Source organism: Pseudomonas sp. 29 (assembly GCF_002754355.1).
GTDB lineage: Bacteria > Pseudomonadota > Gammaproteobacteria > Pseudomonadales > Pseudomonadaceae > Aquipseudomonas > Aquipseudomonas neuropathica.
Window position 1 is genome coordinate 3499661 of sequence record NZ_PEEY01000001.1, and the last position, 21518, is coordinate 3521178.

General features: G+C 57.8%; 14 protein-coding genes. 13 read left to right on the plus strand and 1 reads right to left on the minus strand.

From position 1 onward, the window contains the following. Window positions 1–151: 151 nt before the first annotated feature. The 3 genes from CLU80_RS16220 (at window position 152) to CLU80_RS16230 (ending at window position 8754) form a co-directional block, all read left to right on the plus strand. Entirely contained in the window at window positions 152–2581 is a 2430-nt protein-coding gene (locus CLU80_RS16220; RefSeq protein ID WP_099757837.1) for a leucine-rich repeat domain-containing protein, read from the plus strand. A 339-nt stretch (window positions 2582–2920) separates the two neighbouring features. Then, complete coding sequence (locus tag CLU80_RS16225; protein WP_095047294.1) at window positions 2921–3907, plus strand: hypothetical protein; 987 nt, start codon at window positions 2921–2923, stop codon at window positions 3905–3907. 80 nt (window positions 3908–3987) lie between these two features. Continuing rightward, the gene (locus CLU80_RS16230; protein ID WP_099757838.1) at window positions 3988–8754 is read left to right on the plus strand and encodes an RHS repeat domain-containing protein; all 4767 of its coding nucleotides are present in this window, start codon (window positions 3988–3990) and stop codon (window positions 8752–8754) included. Between the two features lie 24 nt (window positions 8755–8778). Here CLU80_RS16230 and queG read toward each other — a convergent pair whose 3' ends face one another. Further along, window positions 8779–9852 (minus strand): tRNA epoxyqueuosine(34) reductase QueG, encoded by a 1074-nt coding sequence (gene queG, locus CLU80_RS16235; RefSeq protein WP_095047296.1) that lies wholly within the window; start codon window positions 9850–9852, stop codon window positions 8779–8781. 63 nt (window positions 9853–9915) lie between these two features. Here queG and CLU80_RS16240 point away from each other — a divergent pair, with 63 nt between their 5' ends. From CLU80_RS16240 to CLU80_RS16285, 10 genes are all read left to right on the plus strand, one after another. Continuing rightward, window positions 9916–11415, plus strand: a complete 1500-nt coding sequence (locus CLU80_RS16240) for an NAD(P)H-hydrate dehydratase (protein ID WP_099757839.1) — start codon at window positions 9916–9918, stop codon at window positions 11413–11415. After that, window positions 11403–11873 (plus strand): tRNA (adenosine(37)-N6)-threonylcarbamoyltransferase complex ATPase subunit type 1 TsaE, encoded by a 471-nt coding sequence (gene tsaE, locus CLU80_RS16245; protein ID WP_093430177.1) that lies wholly within the window; start codon window positions 11403–11405, stop codon window positions 11871–11873. The genes CLU80_RS16240 and tsaE overlap by 13 nt, the downstream gene beginning before the upstream one ends. 57 nt (window positions 11874–11930) lie before the next feature. Further along, window positions 11931–13304 carry an N-acetylmuramoyl-L-alanine amidase gene (locus CLU80_RS16250; protein ID WP_371748301.1) on the plus strand — a complete coding sequence of 458 codons (1374 nt, stop codon included), beginning with the start codon at window positions 11931–11933 and terminating at the stop codon, window positions 13302–13304. Between the two features lie 8 nt (window positions 13305–13312). After that, the gene (gene mutL, locus CLU80_RS16255; protein WP_286079824.1) at window positions 13313–15214 is read left to right on the plus strand and encodes a DNA mismatch repair endonuclease MutL; all 1902 of its coding nucleotides are present in this window, start codon (window positions 13313–13315) and stop codon (window positions 15212–15214) included. Next, entirely contained in the window at window positions 15214–16185 is a 972-nt protein-coding gene (miaA, locus tag CLU80_RS16260) for a tRNA (adenosine(37)-N6)-dimethylallyltransferase MiaA (RefSeq protein WP_093430180.1), read from the plus strand. The genes mutL and miaA overlap by 1 nt, the downstream gene beginning before the upstream one ends. 95 nt (window positions 16186–16280) lie before the next feature. Then, window positions 16281–16541, plus strand: coding sequence for an RNA chaperone Hfq (gene hfq / locus CLU80_RS16265; RefSeq protein WP_007902656.1), 261 nt, complete (start codon window positions 16281–16283; stop codon window positions 16539–16541). Between the two features lie 12 nt (window positions 16542–16553). Beyond that, window positions 16554–17855 (plus strand): ribosome rescue GTPase HflX, encoded by a 1302-nt coding sequence (gene hflX, locus CLU80_RS16270; protein ID WP_093430181.1) that lies wholly within the window; start codon window positions 16554–16556, stop codon window positions 17853–17855. A gap of 96 nt (window positions 17856–17951) precedes the next feature. Beyond that, window positions 17952–19127 carry an FtsH protease activity modulator HflK gene (gene hflK / locus CLU80_RS16275; protein WP_016984785.1) on the plus strand — a complete coding sequence of 392 codons (1176 nt, stop codon included), beginning with the start codon at window positions 17952–17954 and terminating at the stop codon, window positions 19125–19127. Further along, on the plus strand, window positions 19127–19996 hold the full coding sequence (gene hflC, locus CLU80_RS16280; RefSeq protein ID WP_016984784.1) for a protease modulator HflC: 870 nt from the start codon (window positions 19127–19129) through the stop codon (window positions 19994–19996). Before hflK ends, hflC begins: the two co-directional genes overlap by 1 nt. 313 nt (window positions 19997–20309) lie before the next feature. Further along, window positions 20310–21497 (plus strand): ATP phosphoribosyltransferase regulatory subunit, encoded by a 1188-nt coding sequence (locus CLU80_RS16285; protein WP_099757841.1) that lies wholly within the window; start codon window positions 20310–20312, stop codon window positions 21495–21497. Window positions 21498–21518 lie beyond the last annotated feature (21 nt).

Genomic DNA, 21518 nt, shown 5'->3' on the forward strand with positions numbered 1-21518 from the left:
AGTAGATATATATGCTTTTTGGCATGGTAACTACCGATAAGCTGTGGTGTTCAATTATCAGGTAATTGCATTCAAAGTGCTTTTGCTTATATCGAGTGTTGGCCCTTCTGTATGCGGGGCCAACGCAGCCATATCTCAAGGATGAGCAGCCATGACTGGCAAACCGCCAAAGGTCAAACCTGTACCTGCCCCAATCAAAACCCACGAATTCAGCGTAGACGGTGCTCGCCGGCCACCGTCCGGCTCTTCAGCAATGCCGCACCTGCCTATACCCCATCACCTCGAAGCGTTGCCCGTTTCCTTCGGGTCTGACTCGATCGCAGTGACGCCAGCGATCAGAGTGAGCGTGAACCCGAGGTCATCTGCGATCGATGAGTTCGCGATGCATGCCGCGAAGTACTCACTGGCAGATTACTGCATACCTGCACCCAAAACCTTCGATGAAACCGATGCGCAAGGCATCAGGATTGTGAAGCAGCGCCAGTACGTGGCCGTGGCCGATGACCATGTTGTGCAAGTGGTGCTGGACGCTAAGAGCGGGCTGTTTCGCGCCACGCTGGCCAGTGAGCTCGACCCCTCCGGCCCGCTATTGAAGCCGGACAACGAAGGCCGGTTCTGGGGGCCGCTGGACAGCGATGTCACCCCCTTCACTGACTCAATCTCAGTACAAACCGCAGAACTTTTTCGGCGGATGGGCCGTTCCGTGGCGCAATTTTCCGCCGCCATGGTTGCACGTGTGCTGGCCGTGAGCGGGGTCAATGAATCAGTGCTGCGCGATGTGCTCATTCATGACCGCCCTGCGCCTTTTTTACTGGAGGACACCATCAGGCGATTCGAACTTGATCAGACGATTCAGGCGCAGGGACGCGGGGCCGCCCCTGAGCAATTTAGGCGGTTCAAGGATCTGGAAGATGCCTTTGAATCCGATTGCGATGAAAACACTTTACGGATGCGCCGGGTGTTTCCACATCTACCGAAAACGGCTGCGCTGGCGATATGGCGCAATATGAGCGCTGCCGAGCGTTTACATATGCACAACCAGCCAGGCATGCCTCAGCGAGTGGCGAAAGAGGCGTTGGTGGCGCTGCGAGAGATTCGCTTGGCAAGGGCCGTGGAAGGCATTCACTTAGAGGCCGTAGCCAACCCGGACAGTGATCGGTTAGTGCTGCATATGCTCGGAAATCTGGCGAATTGGCCGCGGCAAACGCGTGTCGAGATTCGCCAAGGGACGATGGACGGGCATGTCCTGAGCGCTATCGGCGAGGCCCGATCGCCGTTTCGTCACATACTGATCCGTCAGGATGATGGCTATGTCCTCCAGAGCCGCGACGCCCAATCACCTCGGAAATCGAAGGACCTGTATTCAACCATCTGGTTTCTGTTGTCGCCCGGGCATCGTCAGTTGCTGGGTGTGACAGAAGTTGGTGGTGCGGCGTTGCAACAGTGGGTCCGTGCGCAGCCGTTGCCATCACGCCAAACCGTGAGTGAGTTGTTGGGGATGGCGCCGCTTGCGGTTACCGTTGATCCTGCCACTGCACAACACCGGCAAACGGGGCAGTTGCGAGGCGGCGGCGACAACAACCTGACATCGACCAAGTCCGTTGCCGACCGTGTGCGTGATCTTTATCCGCATCTTCCAGATCAGGAGGTGACGGCATTTATCACTGAGCGCTTGAAGAGTGATCCTTCCGGCGTATTGCTGCGCCTGGAAAAAGAATTTGTGACATTGCGTAATGAATTGGCGATATGGACTGCCGAAGGGGCATCACCTCATACGCGGACGTCGGAACCAGAGGGCGCGTCGACGCTTGCCGAACGACGCCTGGCTCGCGAGAAGTTCAGCGCAAAGCTGCAAGATATCTGGCAGCGCAAGTCGGTTTCGAGGTGGGGCGAGGGGGATTATTATTTTTCTCACTATGTTGATTTTTCGGGTGAGTTACCAACGTTGTCCGCCCGATTTGAATATGTAGCAGAGTTGATATTGACCGCAAATGAACCGGGTGCACGGATAGGTGCGTTTCTCGACAGCTTTCCGAATATTCAATATTTGGGAGTCGTTGGTATAAAAATGGAAGGATTCCCGTCAGGAATATTTCAAATGCGCCAGTTAAGCGAACTTACGCTGGATGGGTGCTCGCTAAAACTATCCGAGGTCACAGTTGAAGGATTGTCCAGAATCGAAACGCTGACCCGATTGAATCTGGCAAACAATCCTCTGACAGTTGTTCCGCATGTAGGCTACATGGCCGGTTTAACCGGATTAATGCTGAGCAACGCACATCTTTCCAGCGTTCCTTCAGGCATAGATTCGCTCAGGAAACTGGGGGTTGTGGCATTGCATGATAATAATATTTCTGACGTGGGATATGAATTGTTCGAGATTCCCGATACACAGGATCTGTTCATTGGTTTATTGAATAATCCGCTGAGTGACGCGTCAAGGCAACGGATTAGTCAGTATCTTGAAAACTCCAGTATGGATCGGAAGGTGGAAATCCAGACGGAGGAGGTGGTTTTCGAGTCTGACTCCGATAGCGAGTCCTCGGAAAGCGGATTCTCGACAGGTTTAGACAGTGACTGAATATTGGTGGAAGTAACCGCTCCTTTGTTTTTCTAACATAACCTGACAAGAATAAACTGCCCGTTGGCTCCTCTTTTGATTCTGTGCAGTTGAGGTCAGGAGGGGAGCAGATTGTTGAGTGCTGAAATCAAAGGGGCAGGCGGAGTGTGGTTGAAGTTCGCTTGATGTGGTCTGCGATTGTTGAATGTATTAGCATTTGTGAGAGCTGTTGGGGTTGATGTTGAAATATTACTTTCTCATAATTTGTCGAATGTCGCGGCTGTTCTTATTTAAAGCGAGCGTCAATAGTTTGCTGGGTCCTTAGAGGGCGAAGTGTATTAATCAGCAAGGTATTGATAAATGTTTGATGAGCAAATTGGTATTTCCCGTATCGAAGTTAAACTCGATGCCACAAGGTCGGGCCAGCATAAAGTGCTTTATGCCAACGGGCGCATGCAGGTGCGTGTTTTGGTGCTTCTGCACGGGATCGATAACAATGGCGATGGCGCATCTCTGTATGGGCATCCCGCCCTGCAATCACTGCGGTTGATCGCCTATAACGGCGCGCGCCCTCTGGAAGGCGACTGGAATGTATCGCTGCAGGAAAATCGTTATGCTCACGAAATGTCGGGCGGTGCACCGCGGATTACCGAAGTACCACGTGCCACGCACAATCGGATAAGTGACGACTCTGATCCCGTGCAGATTTTCCAGTTTTGGGTTTCGGCCACCAGGCCCGGAATCATGGAAGTGGCCGCCGAAATTCTCGTGGATGGCGTGTTATTGCGAAGTAACGGAATCGGCTTTGACAGCAGTGTTACGCTGGAGGCAATTCCGCCGAAAGAATATTCGCTGAAGAGCTTTACATTCAATGAATATGGTAGCAGACAGCAGAAAGCACAATATGACTGGGTTCAAAGTCATCACATTGGGCTGCACGCGGACGGCAGGCAGATTCACCTGTTTGACTGGTACAGCAGTGAGGTAAAACTTGATCCTTATGATTCCGAAGATGCGGTGCAAGTCTATGCCTCCGGAAACATTCCTGGTACTCGCGACGGGCGCAGAAACTTTTACGGTTACATGGCACCCATCTACGGCCTGAAAGCAAATTTCCGCAGTCCCCTCGGTATCATGAACGTGCCGATCAACAATGTGCCTGGGCAACTGACGCTTGTTCAATATATTTCCGCTGACCTGCAAGTGGGGCGGGAAAGCGAGGGTTCATTCGAGTTTGCAGTGATCGATGAGTTTGGCTCGGTACACAGGCTGTGTATCGAAGGTAATAAAGAGCAGCGCACTTTTATTCTGGGTGAGTCCAAGCGACCAATGAAACAGATTGTCTGATTTCATAATGTGGTCAGCGATGTTTGCTGGCCAAGTTTACGAGTCAATATCTGGATCTTGAAATAAAAGGACGTTTTTCAATGGAAAGTAATTTATCTGCCGCTGTTCATTCAAATGCTTTCAACTTCGGTGAATTTGTCTCCGGAGGTGTTGATCCCCGCACCGGCATGTATACGTGCTCGTTTTCGTTAGGAAAGTTGCACTCGGCGGATCTCAATGGTCCTGAGCTTGCACTTTCAATGGGTTTCAATCCGCTCAACCAGGCGGACTCTGGTTTTGGCATTGGCTGGTCTTTGACCCTGACCCATTACGACTTGCGCAGCAAAGTCATGACGCTGTCCAACGGTGAGCGTTACAAGGCTGTGGAAACGTCCACCGGTTTGAAGTTCAAGGAAATGAAACTGCAAACGGCAAAGGTGCTGGTGACCGGAGCAGGGCGCTATGAAGTTCGATACAAGGATGGTCGGCGTGAACTGCTCAAGGTCCTGGCTGGCACTCAGGTCGCCGTAGCGGAAAAAATAATCGCGGCGAACGGTGTAAGCATCGCGTTGAAGCACGAGATGTTCAACCAGTTCCCCAGGTTGGCCGAAGTTCGTGACGCCAAACAATGCCTGCTGAAAATCACCCGCAATGCAGGTCAGGTAACGTTGACCCGGTATCCCGATACCTCTTCCAGTTCCGACTACAAGTTGATCTTGAAAAACGCTCGGGTAACGGCAATCGAGCTTCCGGTAGGTAAAGGTTGGGAGCTGGAATATGAAGTCATCGACGAGGGCAGCTATTTGCACCGAGTCGTCAATCCGCTACGCGGCGTAGAAATCATTCGCTACAAGCGGCAAGGTCATAGCTTCGTAAATGGCGCGGAACAGACACTGCCGTTTGTTATCGCGCACGATATCTACCCAGGGCGCGGCCAACCCAGACTCTGCAAGACATACACGTACTCCGACCATAACTTCCTTGGGCAGGGCCTCCTCCCTGCCAAGGATAATGACCTGGACCCGCTCTATCTGGCGCCCGGCCACTATGTCTATACCTCGGACGAGCAGTTGTTACTGAGCGGCAAAGTGCATACGCGCATTAAACGCACCTACAACAAGTTCCATCTGTTGGTGGCTGAGGTTACAACCTGCGGTGACGCCCAGATCGCCACCGCCACCGAGTATCACTGCTCCGTCACCAAGCCTTTCAATGAGCAGGCTGCTCAGTTTCGTATGCCGAAAGTCCATACGGTGACTCACCTCGATCGACGCACCCAACAGCAGCGTGTGGAAACCACCGTCACCGAGTTCGATGGCGAAGGCAACTTGCTCAAACACATTGAGCCAAGTGGGGTGACGACTTCGACGGAATTTTATCCGGTAGGTGGTGGAGACAATTGCCCAGAGGATCCGCTGGGTTTCTCAAGGTTCCCGAAAAAGAGAACGGTTACCGCTGCCGCGTCGGGTGGGGCTTCGACTGTCACGTACTACGACTATGCGCTGCATACTGCACTGGAGGGGGCGGAGCTGGCATTCGTGTTGCCGGTTGCGGAACGTTTTTACGAAGTTGTGGCAGATGTTGAAGTCTTACGCTCGAAAACCGAACGCAGCTATCTGGATACGCCCAAGGACCCACTCAAGCACGGTGCCACGAAACAGCAAAGTATCACCCTCAATGAGAAAAAAACCTCTACCGGGTTTTCCTATGAACTCGAGGGTGACAGGTTGCGAGTCAAGTCCAGCACATGTGGATTCGACGGTGCGCTACAGACCAGTGAGAAAGTGCTTTCGACGCTGACCGGATTACTGATGTCAGAGGTCGGTGTCGATGGCGAGCACGTCGAACATGAATACGACGCCATCGGCCGGGCAGTGCGCAAAACGGTTGCTTCCGGGAGCCCTTATGCGGCCGCTACCCAGTTTGCCTATCTGGCCGCCAGTAAACAGCAACCGGCGACCATGGTGACCACGGATCCCGTCGGTGGTGAGCAACGTGTGAATTATGACGGCCTGGAGCGGGTGATCACCGTTCAGGAAAAGGACTGCGACCATCCTGACAAGGACGGGCTTATTCAGGCTCGCACGATTTATTCTGCCCTGCATGATTCGGTCGGTCACACGGTGAAAGTGACGCTGACCGATTGGCGTGACGGCAAGCCTTATCCGGTCAGTACCCGCTACGAATTCGATTCCTGGGGCCAGGTCAGCAAGACGCTGCATGCCGACGGGCGTATCGAACACAGCGAGGCGAATCCGGTTCTTCGCCAGCAAACCCATTGGCTCCAGGGGATGGGCAAGACACTCACCCTCGTCAATGACTTCGGTAAACCGCTGAGTGTCGAGAGCTTCAATCTGAAGAGCAAGAGTCTCGGCAAAATCGTTTACACCTATGATGGGTTGGGGCGCACAACCAGCGAGACAGATCCTGTCGGCAATATCACTCGATATGAATACGACGTTTTTGACCGGATAATCCGCATTGTCCTGCCTGATTCCAATACGGTGGTGACCGACTACGCCGAACATAGCGATGCCGGGCTACCGATCGGCATCAAGGTCGGTGACACGGTGTTGGGGCAGCAAACTTATGATGGTTTGGATCGTTTGATACAAAGTACCGTAGGCGGACGAAAGTCCGAGGCGGGTTATGAAGCGGGCTTCACTCAGCCGCAGTGGTACAAGAGTGCTGATGGCACAAAAACCGAATTCACTTATTTGCGCGATCTGGGCGGTGTGCTGACGGAGCGCAAGTCAGGTGCATTGCTCACGAACCTGACTTACGACCCCGCCAGTGGCAATCCCTTGGCCTGTACCGAAAACGGCAGGGAGCGCAGCTTTACCTATTACCCTTCCGGACGCCTCAAATCCGAAACGACGACCTTCGGCGCTATCACAAAATCAACGTCCAGTACCTGGTCCCTGCAGGGACGACCGATCACCCATGTCGATGTACTCGGAGCCGAAAGCCGATCCGAATACGACAAGCACGGCCGCCTGCTATCCACCTCACAGGGCTCGTTGAAAACCGAATTCCACTACGCCATCCAGACGGGGATGCTGGACTGGACGAAAACCGAAGAAACGTCGACCAAGCGGCAGATGATCACCCGGTTTGCCTATGACGATATCGGTCGTGAAACCCGTCGTACGTTCGAGATTCAGGGCCAGCCCGACCAGACGCTGGAATCGACTTACACGCTTGCCGGCAAACTGGCGCAGAAAGTCTCCAGGCGCGGCACGCAACTATTGCGCGACGAACAATTCACCTACGATGTGCGCGGGCGACTGATCCAGTACGACTGTGCTGGCACCCAAAAGCCCCGCGATCCGTATGGCAAGGAAATTGTCCGGCAGACGTTCACCTTCGATGCGCTGGATAACATTCTGACCGTGCAGACGAAGTTCCCGCTGGGCATGAATCTGACCACCTTCAGTTATGACAATCCTGATCCTGTACAGCTCAGTGCAGTCAAACATTCCCATGCCGACTATCCACCGGCAGTGACACTGGAATACGACGCCAACGGCAGGATGATCAAGGACGACCAGGCGCGAACCCTGGCCTATGACGCATTCGGACGTCTTGAGCAATTGTCCAGCGCAGGGGGATCAGTCATTCGTGGCTACCATTACGACGGCTTCGACGATCTGGTCGAACTGTCGCAACCCGACAAGGTGATTACGCAGCGTTACTACCATGCGGGCCGGGTCGCCAATGAGGTGAGTGGTGAAAATTCGTCCAGTTTTGTGCGTCACGGTGGAGCGCTTGTGGGGCAACAGCAACTCGGTTCGAACGCCGGCGCGCAGCTGTTTTGTACCGACCAGCAGCAAAGCGTGCTGGCAACGCTGGGCAAGGAACAGCTCACCGATTGCGCCTACAGCCCTTACGGGCATCGCCCTGCCGAAGGTGGACTGTTCAGCCTGGCAGGGTTCAACGGCGAGCAGCTGGATCCGGTGACCGGGTTGTATCTGCTGGGTAACGGTTACAGAGCCTATAGTCCGACACTGATGCGTTTTCTCGCCCCCGACAGCATGAGCCCGTTCGGCGCGGGCGGATTGAATGCCTACAGTTATTGCCTGGGCGACCCTGTCAATCGTGTTGACCCTACCGGACATATATCCTGGCAAACGATCCTGGGCATCGGACTCAGTATTCTCGGGGTTGTGGCCAGCGTACTAACGATGGGCGCGGCGACGCCATGGGCAGTGGCGGCATTGGGGCTGGCGGTTGCTTCAGGTTTGGCGGGTATCGCCAGCGAGCTGGCCAATGAGCTGGCACCGGGTTCTCAAGCAGGCGAGATATTGGGCTGGATCAGTTTTGGTCTTGGGCTGGCTTCGCTGGGTGCAGGTATGGCGGCAGGTGCAAAAGCTGCTGTGAATGCTGGCAGGAAGATGGCTTCAGCCTTTAGCCAAGGGCTCAGTGGCAAGGGGGCAGGCAAAGCGGGGCAATATTTAAAGAAGGGTGGAAAAGGCGCCAAGGCAGCGGCCAAAAAAGCCAATGCGCCCGTGGAGACAGTGCCGGACGAACCTTGGCAATTGCATAGGGCCAAAAAAGACAATTTCGTGTCTGAAATTAATGAGGAGAGGGCTAAAGGTTTCTACAAGCTCGTGGAAAGCAATAAGTCCGCCAGCCAAGCAGCGGCGGAGTCCGAGATGCTGTACGAGGAGTTCGGCCCCGTCGGCGCTGGAAGAAAAGTAACGCATGTTTTTTTTGCGAAGACGAAAGGACGTGGGGAGCGTATTTACCTTCTAGAGGACAGTAAACAGCGAGTTTGCAAAGTCTTGCAGGCGGGCGGCCATTTGTCCGACGGGCAGACCAACACAATGATGAAAACGGCTAAAAGCATTGATACAACGCGCATGTGAGCGGCTTAGTATTTTGCTTGCCCTTTATGCATTCGAAAGTCTGGAGTGCCGTTCCAGCGCCCACTCCACATGCTCCCTGACCAACTCTGACGGATAATCCCGTCGAGCCTTCAACGCTTCCAGCACCGGAATCGTTGAAGGCGCATTGCCCAATCCTACCGCCAGATTCCGCAACCAGCGCTCATACCCCGCCCGCCGCAACGGCGAACCTTCAGTGCTGCTCAAAAACTTCTCTTCGTCCCACAAAAACAGCTCAGCCAACTCGGCATTATCGAGGTTGTGCCGTGGCTTGAAATCGCTTTCCCCTGAGGGCTTGGCGAAGCGGTTCCACGGGCAGACGATCTGGCAGTCATCGCAGCCGAACACGCGATTGCCAATCAGCGGCCGCAGATCCTCGGGGATTGCGGTTTTCAGCTCGATGGTCAGATAGGAAATGCAGCGCCGCGCGTCCAGCACGTAGGGACCGACGAAAGCATTGGTCGGGCAAATGTCGAGGCACGCGGTGCAGCGGCCGCAATGTTCAGTGCTGTGTGGTTCATCCACCGGAAGGGGCAGATCGACAAACAACTCGCTCAGGAAGAAATAACTGCCGGCCTTGCGATTCAGCACCAGAGTGTTTTTGCCGATCCAGCCCAGCCCGGCCTGTTCGGCGATGGCTTTTTCCAACACCGGGGCGCTGTCGACAAACGCGCGGAAACCGAACGGGCCGATCTGCGCCTGAATCTTGTCGGCCAATTGCTGCACACGTTTACGGATCAATTTGTGGTAATCGCGGCCCAACGCATAACGCGACACGTAGGCTTTTTCCGGTTGCGCGAGCATTTGCGCCATTTGCGTGTCGCCGGGCAGGTAGTCCATGCGCAGCGAGACCACGCGCAACGTGCCCGGCACCAGTTCTTCGGGGTGCGAGCGTTTGCTGCCATGGGCGCCCATGTAGTCCATTTCGCCGTGGTAGCCGGCCTCGAGCCAGCGCGCGAGGTGCTGCTCATGCTCGGCCAGATCCAGGCCGCTGATGCCGACTTGCTGGAAGCCCAGCTCGCGGCCCCAATCCTTGATCGATTGGGCGAGGGCGGGCAGGTCTGTGGTGATGGCGGACATGAGGCGAGAGAAACCGGAGCTGAGGTGCGTATAATTCTGCCAGACATCGGAGCCCGAAGACGCATGCCGCATACGAAAGATGAATTACCCGACGCGCTGTATGGCGCCGCACAGGTGCGCGAACTCGATGCACGGCTGATTGCTGCCGGTACGCCGGGCTTCGAATTGATGCAGCGCGCGGCCCATGCGACGTGGCGCGCATTGGTGCGACAGTGGCCTTCGGCGACTGAACTGACGGTGCTGGCCGGGCATGGCAACAATGCGGGAGACGGTTATCTGGTCGCGGCCATGGCCCAGCGAGCCGGGTTGCTTGTGCGGGTGTTGGCGGTCGGTGATCCCCGGCAATTGCAGGGCGACGCGGCGTCAGCCCATGCCGAGGCCTCGACGCACGGTGTGGCGATTCAGGGCTGGAGCGCTGACAGTGAGTTGCGCGGGGTCATCCTCGATGCCCTGCTCGGCACCGGCCTGAGCGGCGACGTGCGTGAGCCGTATGCCGCCGCGATCAATGCGATCAACGTCAGTGGTTTGCCGGTTGCTGCGGTCGATATCCCTTCCGGATTGTGTGCCGACACTGGGCGAGCGCTGGGTGTCGCGGTCTGTGCCGATCTTACGGTGACCTTTATTGGTCTGAAGCTTGGGCTTTTCACCGGTGACGCGGCGGATCATGTCGGCGCGCTGCTGTTCAACGATTTGCAGGCGCCAGCGGAAACTTACCGTGACATTCCTGTCCGCGCCCAGCGACTCAATGCCGCTAATCTTCCTCGACTGGCGCCGCGCGCGCCGGCGTCGCACAAGGGCCGTTTTGGCCATGTGCTGCTGATCGGTGGCGATCACGGATTTGGCGGGGCGATCCTGCTCAGTACCGAAACGGCTCTGCGCAGCGGCGCGGGCATGGTTTCGCTGGCGACCCGTCCCGAGCATGTGCCAGCAGCCCTTACCCGTGTGCCGGAAGCTATGGTTCTTGGCACCTCTTCGGCCAATCAGTTGATGGGTTTGCTGGAAAAAGTCTCGACGCTGGTCGTCGGTCCTGGCCTCGGCCAGGCCAGTTGGGGCCGCGCATTACTGTCGGCGGCGGCCAACGCGGCATTGCCGCAAGTGTGGGATGCCGACGCACTGAACTTGCTGGCGAGTGATTTCGTTCAATTGCCCAAGGATTGCGTGATCACCCCGCATCCGGGCGAAGCAGCGCGTTTGCTGGGCATCAGCACCGCCGACGTGCAGGCGGATCGTCCCGCGGCAGCGTTGGCGCTGAGCAAAAAATATACAGCAGTGGTGGTGTTGAAAGGCGCAGGCAGCCTGATTGCGCATCCCGATGGCCGTTTGGCGCTTTGTCACCAAGGTCATCCGGCCATGGCCACTGCAGGACTCGGCGACGTACTGGCCGGTTTGACCGGTGCGCTGCTGGCGCAGGGCATGACCGGTTTTGATGCGGCGTGTCTGGCGGTCTGGCTGCACGCCAATGCCGGTCAGCAACAAGGAAAATTCGGCCGTGGGCTGGCGGCCAGTGATCTGATTCCAGCCATTCGTCAGTTGTTGGAGGAGCAAGCACCGTGTCTGAAGTAACCCTGTACCTGGCCGATGAACAGGCCATGAGCGACTTTGGCGCACGGATCGCCCGCGTGACCCAGGGCCATGGCCTGATTTTTCTCGAAGGCAATCTGGGCATGGGCAAAACCACCCTGTCGCGGGGCATCATTCGCGGCTTGGGCCATGTTGGTGCGGTAAAAAGTCCGACCTTCACCTTGGTTGAACCCTACGAAATCGGTGAGATCCGCGCCTTCCACTTCGACCTGTATCGCCTGGTCGATCCGGAAGAACTGGAGTTTCTCGGCATCCGCGACTACTTCGAAGACGACGCGATGTGCCTGATCGAATGGCCCGATAAAGGTGCAGGCTTTTTGCCAAAGCCTGACCTGACCATTACCATTAGCCCGCAAGACAGCGGGCGTTCGCTGAAAATTTTATCCCAGGGCTCGCGTGGCGAGGCCTGGTGTGCCGCTTTGGCGTTGGAATCCAATTAAATGATGGGGTTAGGTATGCGCTTTCGCGCGTTGGTGGCTGCCGCTGGACTGTTGTTGATGGCAGTGACTGTCAACGCCGTGGCCGATTCAAAGGTCAATAGCGTGCGCCTGTGGCGGGCGCCGGATAACACGCGACTGGTCTTCGACCTGAGCGGCCCGGTGCAGCACAGCGTGTTTACCCTGACCGCGCCGGATCGTCTGGTGATCGACATCAACGGTGCCACCCTCGGTGCACCGCTGAATGTGCAGACCGCAAACACGCCGATCACCGCAATGCGCTCGGCCCAGCGTACGCCGACTGATCTGCGCGTGGTCATCGACCTGAAAAAAGCCGTCACCCCGAAAAGCTTCTCGCTGGCGCCGAACGCGCAGTACGGCAACCGCCTGGTGGTCGACCTGTTCGATAACCCGGCCGACGCCGCACCGCCGCCTGCGCCGACGCCGCAGGTCGCGACTGTGCCAGCGGTGCCGGTAACCCCGACCGAACCGGCAATCAAGTTGCCGCCAGCCCCGGCCGGCAAGCGCGACATTATTGTGGTGATCGACGCCGGCCACGGTGGCGAAGACCCGGGCGCATCCGGTTCGCGCGGTCAGCGTGAGAAAGACGTAGTGCTGCAGATCGCTCGCGAACTGCAGCGTCAGGTCAACGGCATGAAAGGCTTCCGTGCCGAATTGACCCGTACCGGCGACTACTTCATCCCGTTGCGCGGCCGTACCGAAATCGCTCGCAAGAAAGGCGCCGACCTGTTCGTCTCGATTCATGCTGACGCCGCGCCGTCTGCGGCCGCCTTCGGCGCTTCGGTGTTTGCCCTGTCTGATCGCGGCGCAACTTCCGAGACCGCGCGTTGGCTGGCCGACAGCGAAAACCGTTCCGACTTGATCGGTGGTGCCGGCAACGTCAGCCTCGACGACAAGGACCGCATGCTCGCCGGCGTATTGCTCGACCTGTCGATGACCGCCTCGCTGACTTCCAGCCTCAACGTCGGCCAGAAAGTCCTGACCAACATCGGCCGCGTCACGCCGCTGCACAAACAGCGCGTGGAGCAGGCCGGGTTCATGGTGTTGAAGTCGCCGGACATCCCGTCGATTCTGGTCGAAACCGGGTTTATCTCCAACGCCAACGAAGCCAACAAGCTCTCGGCATCGAGCCACCAGCAAGCGTTGGCCCGTTCGATCAGCAGCGGCGTGCGCCAGTTCTTCCAGCAGAACCCGCCACCGGGCACTTACATCGCCTGGCTGCGTGATTCCGGCAAGATCGCTCAAGGCCCGCGCGATCATCGCGTCGGTCCGGGTGAAACGCTGGCGATGATCGGCGTGCGCTATCAGGTGTCGCCGGCCACGCTGCGCGCTGCCAACAATCTGAAAAGCGATGAACTGAAAGTCGGTCAGCACTTGACCATTCCTGGCACCGAACTGGCGTCCAAAGAATGAACGAAGTGCTGAACGCTGCTGCCCGCATCGAACTGCTCAGCCCACGGCTGGCGAACCAGATCGCCGCCGGTGAGGTGGTTGAACGTCCGGCCTCGGTGATCAAGGAACTGCTGGAAAACAGCCTCGATTCCGGCGCCAAGCGTATTGATGTCGATGTCGAGCAGGGCGGGGTCAAGTTGCTGCGGGTGCGTGACGATGGCAGCGGCATCTCTGCCGATGACCTGCCGCTGGCCCTGGCCCGTCACGCCACCAGCAAGATTCGCAACCTGGAAGACCTTGAGCAGGTGATGAGCCTCGGTTTCCGGGGTGAGGCGCTGGCCTCGATCAGCTCCGTGGCGCGCCTGACGCTGACCTCGCGTACTCGCGATGCCGATCAAGCCTGGCAAGTCGAAACCGAAGGCCGCGACATGGCACCTCGGGTGCAACCGGCAGCGCATCCGGTCGGCACTTCCGTGGAAGTTCGCGACCTGTTCTTCAACACCCCGGCGCGACGCAAATTCCTCAAGACCGAAAAAACCGAGTTCGATCACCTGCAAGAAGTGATCAAGCGTCTGGCGTTGGCGCGTTTCGACGTGGCTTTCCATCTGCGGCATAACGGCAAGACCATTCTCAGCCTGCACGAAGCCCACGATGACGCGGCCCGCGCCCGGCGTGTGGCGGCGATCTGCGGTTCGGGTTTTCTCGAGCAGGCGCTACCGATCGAGATCGAGCGCAACGGCTTGCACCTGTGGGGCTGGGTTGGTTTGCCGACCTTCAACCGCAGTCAGGCGGATCTGCAGTATTTCTTTGTGAATGGCCGGGCGGTGCGCGACAAACTTGTGGCTCACGCCGTGCGTCAGGCCTATCGCGACGTGCTGTTCAACGGCCGTCACCCGACGTTTGCGCTGTTTTTTGAAGTTGATCCGGCGGCGGTCGACGTCAACGTGCACCCGACCAAACACGAAGTGCGCTTCCGTGACGGGCGCATGGTGCATGACTTCCTTTATGGCACGTTGCACCGTGCTTTGGGCGACGTGCGTCCGGAAGATCAGCTTGCCGGTTCCGTGGCCACAGCTGTTGTGCGGCCAACGGGCCTCGATGCCGGTGAGTTCGGTCCGCAGGGTGAAATGCGTCTGGCGGCCAATGCGCTGCTGGAGCAACCGCAGGCACAACCGGCGTTCAATACCTCGTCCGGCGCCAGCGCTGGCGGGGCTTACCAGTATCAATACACGCCACGCCCACAATCAGCGGTACCGCCGGCTGCCGAGGCTCAGGCTGCGTATCGCGAGTTTTTCGCGCCGCTGCCTGAGGCTAATGCCAACGCGCTGCCGGCCGGGCAGGAAGATATTCCTCCGCTGGGTTATGCCTTGGCGCAGTTGAAAGGTATCTACATTCTTTCCGAAAACGCCCAAGGGCTGGTGCTGGTGGACATGCACGCTGCTCACGAGCGGATCATGTACGAACGCCTGAAAATCGCCATGGCCAGCGAGGGCCTCAGTGGGCAGCCATTGTTGGTGCCGGAATCCCTGGCCGTTAGCCAGCGCGAGGCCGATTGCGCTGAAGAGCACGCGGCATGGTTCCAGCGTCTGGGGTTCGAGCTGCAGCGTCTGGGCCCGGAAACCCTGGCGATCCGCCAAATCCCGGCGTTGTTGAAACAGGCCGAAGCCAACCGTCTGGTCGGCGATGTCCTGTCGGACTTGATGGAGTACGGCACCAGCGACCGGATTCAGGCACACCTCAACGAGTTGCTCGGCACCATGGCCTGTCACGGCGCGATTCGCGCCAACCGGCGCCTGGCCCTGCCGGAAATGAACGGCCTGCTGCGTGACATGGAAAACACCGAGCGCAGCGGTCAATGCAACCATGGCCGACCGACCTGGACCCAATTGGGCCTGGACGATCTGGACAAACTGTTTCTGCGCGGTCGTTGATGAGCCAGCTTCCTCCAGCGATTTTCCTGATGGGCCCGACCGCTGCGGGCAAGACCGATCTAGCCATCGAGCTGACCAAGGTGCTGCCGTGCGAGTTGATCAGTGTCGATTCAGCGCTGGTCTATCGCGGCATGGACATTGGCACGGCCAAGCCTTCGAAAGAACTGCTGGCCGAATATCCGCACCGCTTGATCGATATTCTCGACCCGGCTGAGGCTTATTCGGCTGCGGATTTCCGTCGCGATGCCCTGCAAGCCATGGCCGAGATCACCGCGCGCGGAAAAATTCCGCTGCTGGTCGGCGGTACGATGCTCTATTACAAGGCTTTGGTCGAAGGTCTGGCGGATATGCCAGCGGCCGATGCCGATGTCCGCGCGCAGATCGAAGAAGAGGCTGCACGCCTCGGTTGGCAAGCCTTGCACGATCAATTGGCGAGCATTGACCCGGTGTCAGCGGCGCGCATTCACCCGAACGATCCGCAGCGCTTGAGTCGCGCGCTGGAAGTTTATCGAGTCAGCGGTCAGAGCATGACCGAGCTGCGTCAGCAACAATCTGCGCAAAGTACTGAAGCAGCCGCTTCGGGACTGCAACAATTGCCCTATACTGTCGCGAACTTGGCCATTGCCCCGGCGAATCGTCAGGTATTGCACGAGCGCATTAAACAAAGATTCACAAATATGTTGGAACAGGGGTTCCTCGACGAGGTCGTAGCCCTGCGTAAAAGAAGTGACCTGCATTCGGGGTTGCCGTCTATACGTGCGGTAGGCTACCGCCAAGTCTGGGACTACCTGGATGGCAAGCTGACGTTGGCCGAAATGCAGGAGCGCGGCATTATCGCCACGCGCCAATTGGCCAAACGCCAGTTCACCTGGCTGCGCAGCTGGGAAGATATACACTGGCTGGACAGTCTTGATTGCGACAATCTGCCACGCGCCTTGAAATACCTTGGGACCATCTCCATATTGAGCTGAGTCCTTGCAATTGCCGTCTATCCTTGGGGGTGTGGCGGCCAAAGCCATCTGAATTACCTATTTTTTATTATTGAATCCTTAAAGGAGTGCGGCACATGTCAAAAGGGCATTCGCTACAAGACCCTTACTTGAATACTTTACGTAAAGAGAAAGTTGGGGTTTCCATCTACCTGGTCAACGGTATCAAACTGCAAGGCACGATCGAGTCGTTCGACCAGTTCGTGATCCTGCTGAAAAACACCGTAAGCCAGATGGTTTACAAACACGCTATCTCGACAGTAGTGCCGGTTCGTCCAATTCGTCTGCCTAGCGCAACCGAATCCGAAGCAGGTGACGCTGAGCCAGGTAACGCCTGATAGGAGTCTCCTTTGTTCTTTGAGCGCCACGGTGGTGGTGAGCGAGTGATCCTCGTTCACTTGGATGGACAGGACCCTGAGGCGCGCGAAGATCCGCAGGAGTTTCAGGAATTGGCTAATTCGGCGGGCGCCGAGACCGTTGCGTTTTTTAACGTACCGCGTCATCGGCCAACCGCCAAATTTCTGATCGGCAGCGGCAAGGTCGAGGAACTGCGCGACCTGGTCAAGGCTGAAGAAGCCGATCTGGTGATTTTCAATCACATCCTCACGCCCAGTCAGGAACGTAACCTCGAACGTGTTTTCGAGTGTCGCGTGATCGACCGTACCGGTCTGATTCTCGATATTTTCGCCCAACGCGCCCGTACCCATGAAGGCAAGCTCCAGGTCGAACTGGCCCAGCTTGACCACATGAGCACGCGCCTGGTTCGCGGCTGGACTCACCTTGAGCGTCAGGGTGGCGGCATCGGCATGCGCGGCCCAGGTGAGACCCAACTGGAAACCGACCGGCGTTTGCTGCGGGTCCGCCTGCGCCAGATCAAGGGCCGGTTGGAGAAGGTGCGCAGCCAGCGCGAGCAGTCGCGACGTGGCCGTTCCCGTGCCGATATTCCGACCGTGTCTCTGGTGGGGTATACCAACGCCGGCAAATCGACACTCTTCAACAATGTGACGAAATCCGACGTGTACGCGGCCGACCAGTTGTTCGCCACGCTGGACCCGACCCTGCGCCGTCTGGATCTGGACGACTTGGGGCCGATTGTTCTGGCGGACACGGTAGGCTTCATTCGTCACCTGCCGCACAAGCTGGTCGAAGCATTTCGGTCTACTCTCGAAGAGTCGGCCAACTCCGACCTGTTGTTGCACGTGATCGATGCGGCCGAGCCGGATCGCATGTTGCAGATCGAGCAGGTGATGGTGGTGCTGGGCGAGATTGGTGCCCAGGACTTGCCGATACTCGAGGTCTATAACAAACTCGATTTGCTTGAAGGCGTTGAGCCACAAATCCAGCGCGACGAAAACGGCAAGCCCCAGCGGGTCTGGCTTTCGGCGCGTGATGGCAGTGGTCTGGAATTGCTTGAACAAGCCATTGCCGAATTGCTCGGCAGTGATTTGTTCATCGGTACATTGCGCTTGCCGCAACGATTCGCCCGACTGCGTGCGCAGTTTTTCGAACTCGGTGCGGTGCAGAAAGAAGAGCATGACGAAGAAGGCATCAGCCTGCTGGCCGTTCGTTTGCCCCGGGTCGAGTTGAATCGACTGGTAAGCCGCGAAGGATTGCAGCCGATGGAGTTCATCGAGCAACACACTTTGCAATAAAAGCCTGAAGAAGCGGTTGTGCCGTAACGGCAGGCATTCTGTAGCATTGGTCGGCGCGCCGTGGGTGCGTCTTTGCTTTATCAGATGGAGAGCGCTATGGCTTGGAATGAGCCGGGTGGCAACTCGAATAATCAGGATCCTTGGGGTGGCAAACGCCGCAATAACGGCGACCGCAAGGGGCCACCGGATCTCGACGAGGCCTTCCGAAAGCTGCAGGAAAGCCTGAACGGGTTGTTCGGTGGTGGTAAGAAACGCGGTGGTGATGACGGCGGTGGTTCGGGCAGGAGCGGTGGCGGCTTCGGCGGTCTGCTCGGCATCGGCCTCGTCGTGCTGGCGGCTGTCTGGCTGTACAGCGCGGTCTACGTGGTGGACGAGCAGGAGCAAGCCGTGGTGCTGCGCTTCGGCAAGTACTACGAGACTGTTGGCCCGGGCCTGAATATCTACTTCCCGCCGATCGATAAAAAGTACATGGAAAACGTCACGCGTGAGCGTGCGTACACCAAGCAGGGCCAGATGCTGACCGAAGACGAGAACATCGTCGAAGTGCCGCTGACCGTGCAGTACAAGATCAGCAACCTGCAGGACTTCGTGCTGAACGTCGATCAGCCGGAAATCAGTCTGCAACATGCGACTGACAGTGCCCTGCGCCACGTGGTGGGTTCCACCGCCATGGACCAGGTGCTGACCGAAGGTCGTGAATTGATGGCCAGCGAAATCAAGGAGCGTCTGCAACGCTTCCTCGATACCTATCGCACCGGTATCACCGTCACTCAGGTCAACGTACAAAGCGCAGCGGCACCGCGTGAAGTGCAGGAAGCCTTCGATGACGTGATCCGCGCCCGTGAAGACGAGCAGCGTTCGCGCAACCAGGCTGAAACCTACGCCAACGGCGTCGTGCCGGAAGCCCGTGGTCAGGCCCAGCGCATCCTCGAGGATGCCAACGGTTATCGCGACGAAACGGTCTCGCGCGCCAAGGGTGAGGCCGATCGCTTTACCAAGCTGGTCGCCGAGTACCGCAAGGCACCTGAGGTTACCCGCCAGCGTCTGTACCTGGACACCATGCAGGAAGTCTTCAGCAATACCAGCAAGGTACTCGTGACCGGCAACAAGAACGGCCAGAGCAACCTGCTTTACCTGCCGTTGGACAAAATGATTCAGAACAGTTCGGGCAGCAATGCACCGGTCACCGGTTCGGCTGCCGCCAGCAACAACACGGACGTCACGCCGCATGTCACTGACCTGCCGCAGTCGCGCACAAGGGAGACCCGCTGATGAGCAATAAATCGCTGATCGCCCTGATCGTTGGCGTTGTTGTGGTACTGGTGGGCTGGAACTGCTTCTACATCGTGGCTCAGACCGAGCGTGCGGTGCTGCTGCAATTCGGTCGCGTGGTTCAGGCCGATGTTCAGCCAGGCCTGCATGTGAAAGTGCCTTACGTTAACCAGGTGCGTAAATTCGACGCACGTCTGATGACGCTGGATGCACCGACACAGCGCTTCCTGACCCTGGAAAAGAAAGCCGTGATGGTCGATGCCTATGCCAAGTGGCGCGTGAAGGATGCCGAGCGCTTCTACACCGCAACTTCCGGCCTCAAGCAAATCGCCGACGAGCGCCTGTCCCGTCGTCTGGAATCCGGTCTGCGTGACCAGTTCGGTAAGCGCACCCTGCACGAGGTGGTGTCGGGTGAGCGTGACGCACTGATGGCTGACATCACTGCTTCGCTGAACAAAATGGCGGAAAAAGAGCTGGGTATCGAAGTTGTCGATGTCCGGGTCAAGGCCATCGATCTGCCGAAAGAAGTAAACCGCAGTGTGTTCGAACGTATGAGCACCGAGCGTGAGCGTGAAGCTCGCGAGCACCGCGCCAAGGGTAACGAGCTGGCTGAAGGCATCCGTGCCGACGCCGATCGTCAACGCCGCGTGCTGCTGGCTGAAGCCTATCGTGAGTCCGAAGAGGTTCGCGGTGATGGTGATGCCCAGGCCGCTGCGATCTACTCCAAGGCCTACGGTCAGGATCAGGAGTTCTACAGTTTCTATCGTAGCCTGCGCGCCTACCGTGAAAGTTTCGCGAACAAATCCGACGTATTGGTCCTCGACCCAAGCAGCGACTTTTTCCACTACCTGGAAAAGGCCAAGCCTTGATACGCCGTTGACCTGAATCATTCCGCCCGGCGGCTAAAACCTCGGGCGGGGTGATCCTTTGGGAAAACGTGTGTATGATGCGGCAGCCGGGAAATTCCCGGCTTTTTTGCGTCTGCACGTTTGATTGCTGTTTTTTGTTGCAGGCATCGGGTTGAATGGCCCGAGAGTATTTCGAGGAAAGTGATGGGCGAAGCCGCTAACAGGCCTTTCGCCGCGTCGTTCATGCGCGTGCGTTTTGAACGGTTCGGTCATTTTCTGCTTCACTCAAGGCTCGCCCGCAGGCTGGCCGCCCGGATCAAAGGGGAATGGCGTAATGGCAACGGTAGACCGCTGGCTGCTGCCAGATGGCATCGAAGAAGTACTGCCACCGGAAGCGGCGCGCATTGAAGTCGCGCGTCGTCAGGTGTTGGATCTGTTCCAGAGCTGGGGTTACGAGTTTGTCGTGACTCCCCATATCGAGTACCTGGAATCCCTGCTGACCGGCGCGGGCCAGGATCTGGATCTGCGTACCTTCAAGGTCATCGACCCGCAATCGGGCCGGCAGATGGGTTTCCGTGCCGACATCACGCCGCAAGTGGCGCGTATCGATGCGCACACCCTGCGTCGCGAAGGTCCGAGCCGTCTGTGCTACGCCGGCAGTGTGCTGCATGCTCAGCCGCGTGCACTGTCGTCCTCGCGAAGCCCGATCCAGTTGGGCGCCGAGTTGTACGGCGACGCCAGCCCGAGCAGCGACGTTGAAGTGATCAGCCTGATGCTGGCCATGCTGCAACTGGCCGATGTGCCGAATGTGCACATGGACCTTGGTCATGTCGGCATCTATCGTGGTCTGGCGCGTGCCGCCGGTCTGTCCGGTGAAGTCGAACAGCAGTTGTTCGATGCGCTGCAACGCAAAGCCATCGACGAGGTCATTACCTTGACCGAAGGCTTGCCGGCCGACTTGTCCGGCATGCTGCGTGCGCTGGTTGATCTGTGTGGCGGGCGTGAAGTGTTGAGCGCTGCCCGCGAACGACTGGCCAATGCGCCGGCGCCGGTTCTGGCAGCACTGGAAGATTTGCTGGCGATCGCCGAGCGCCTCTCGGCGCGTTTCCCGGACCTGCCGTTGTACTTCGACCTGGGCGAGCTGCGTGGCTACCACTACCACACCGGTGTGGTGTTCGCGGTGTTCGTGCCGGGCGTTGGCCAGTCCATCGCTCAGGGCGGTCGCTACGACGACATCGGCGCGGATTTTGGCCGCGCCCGTCCAGCGACAGGCTTCTCCACCGATTTGAAAACCCTGGTGACCCTGGGGCGTGCTGAGATCGAGCTACCGTCTGGCGGTATCTGGATGCCTGACAGTACGGATGCGGCACTCTGGCAGCAGGTTTGCCAGTTGCGCAGTGAGGGTCAGCGTGTCGTTCAGGCTTTGCCTGGGCAACCTTTGGCCGCCGCCCGTGATGCGGACTGCGACCGGCAATTGATTCAGCAGAACGGGCTTTGGCAAGTATCGCCACTGGCTTCTTGAGTTTTCCTGCCGGCCATCGCC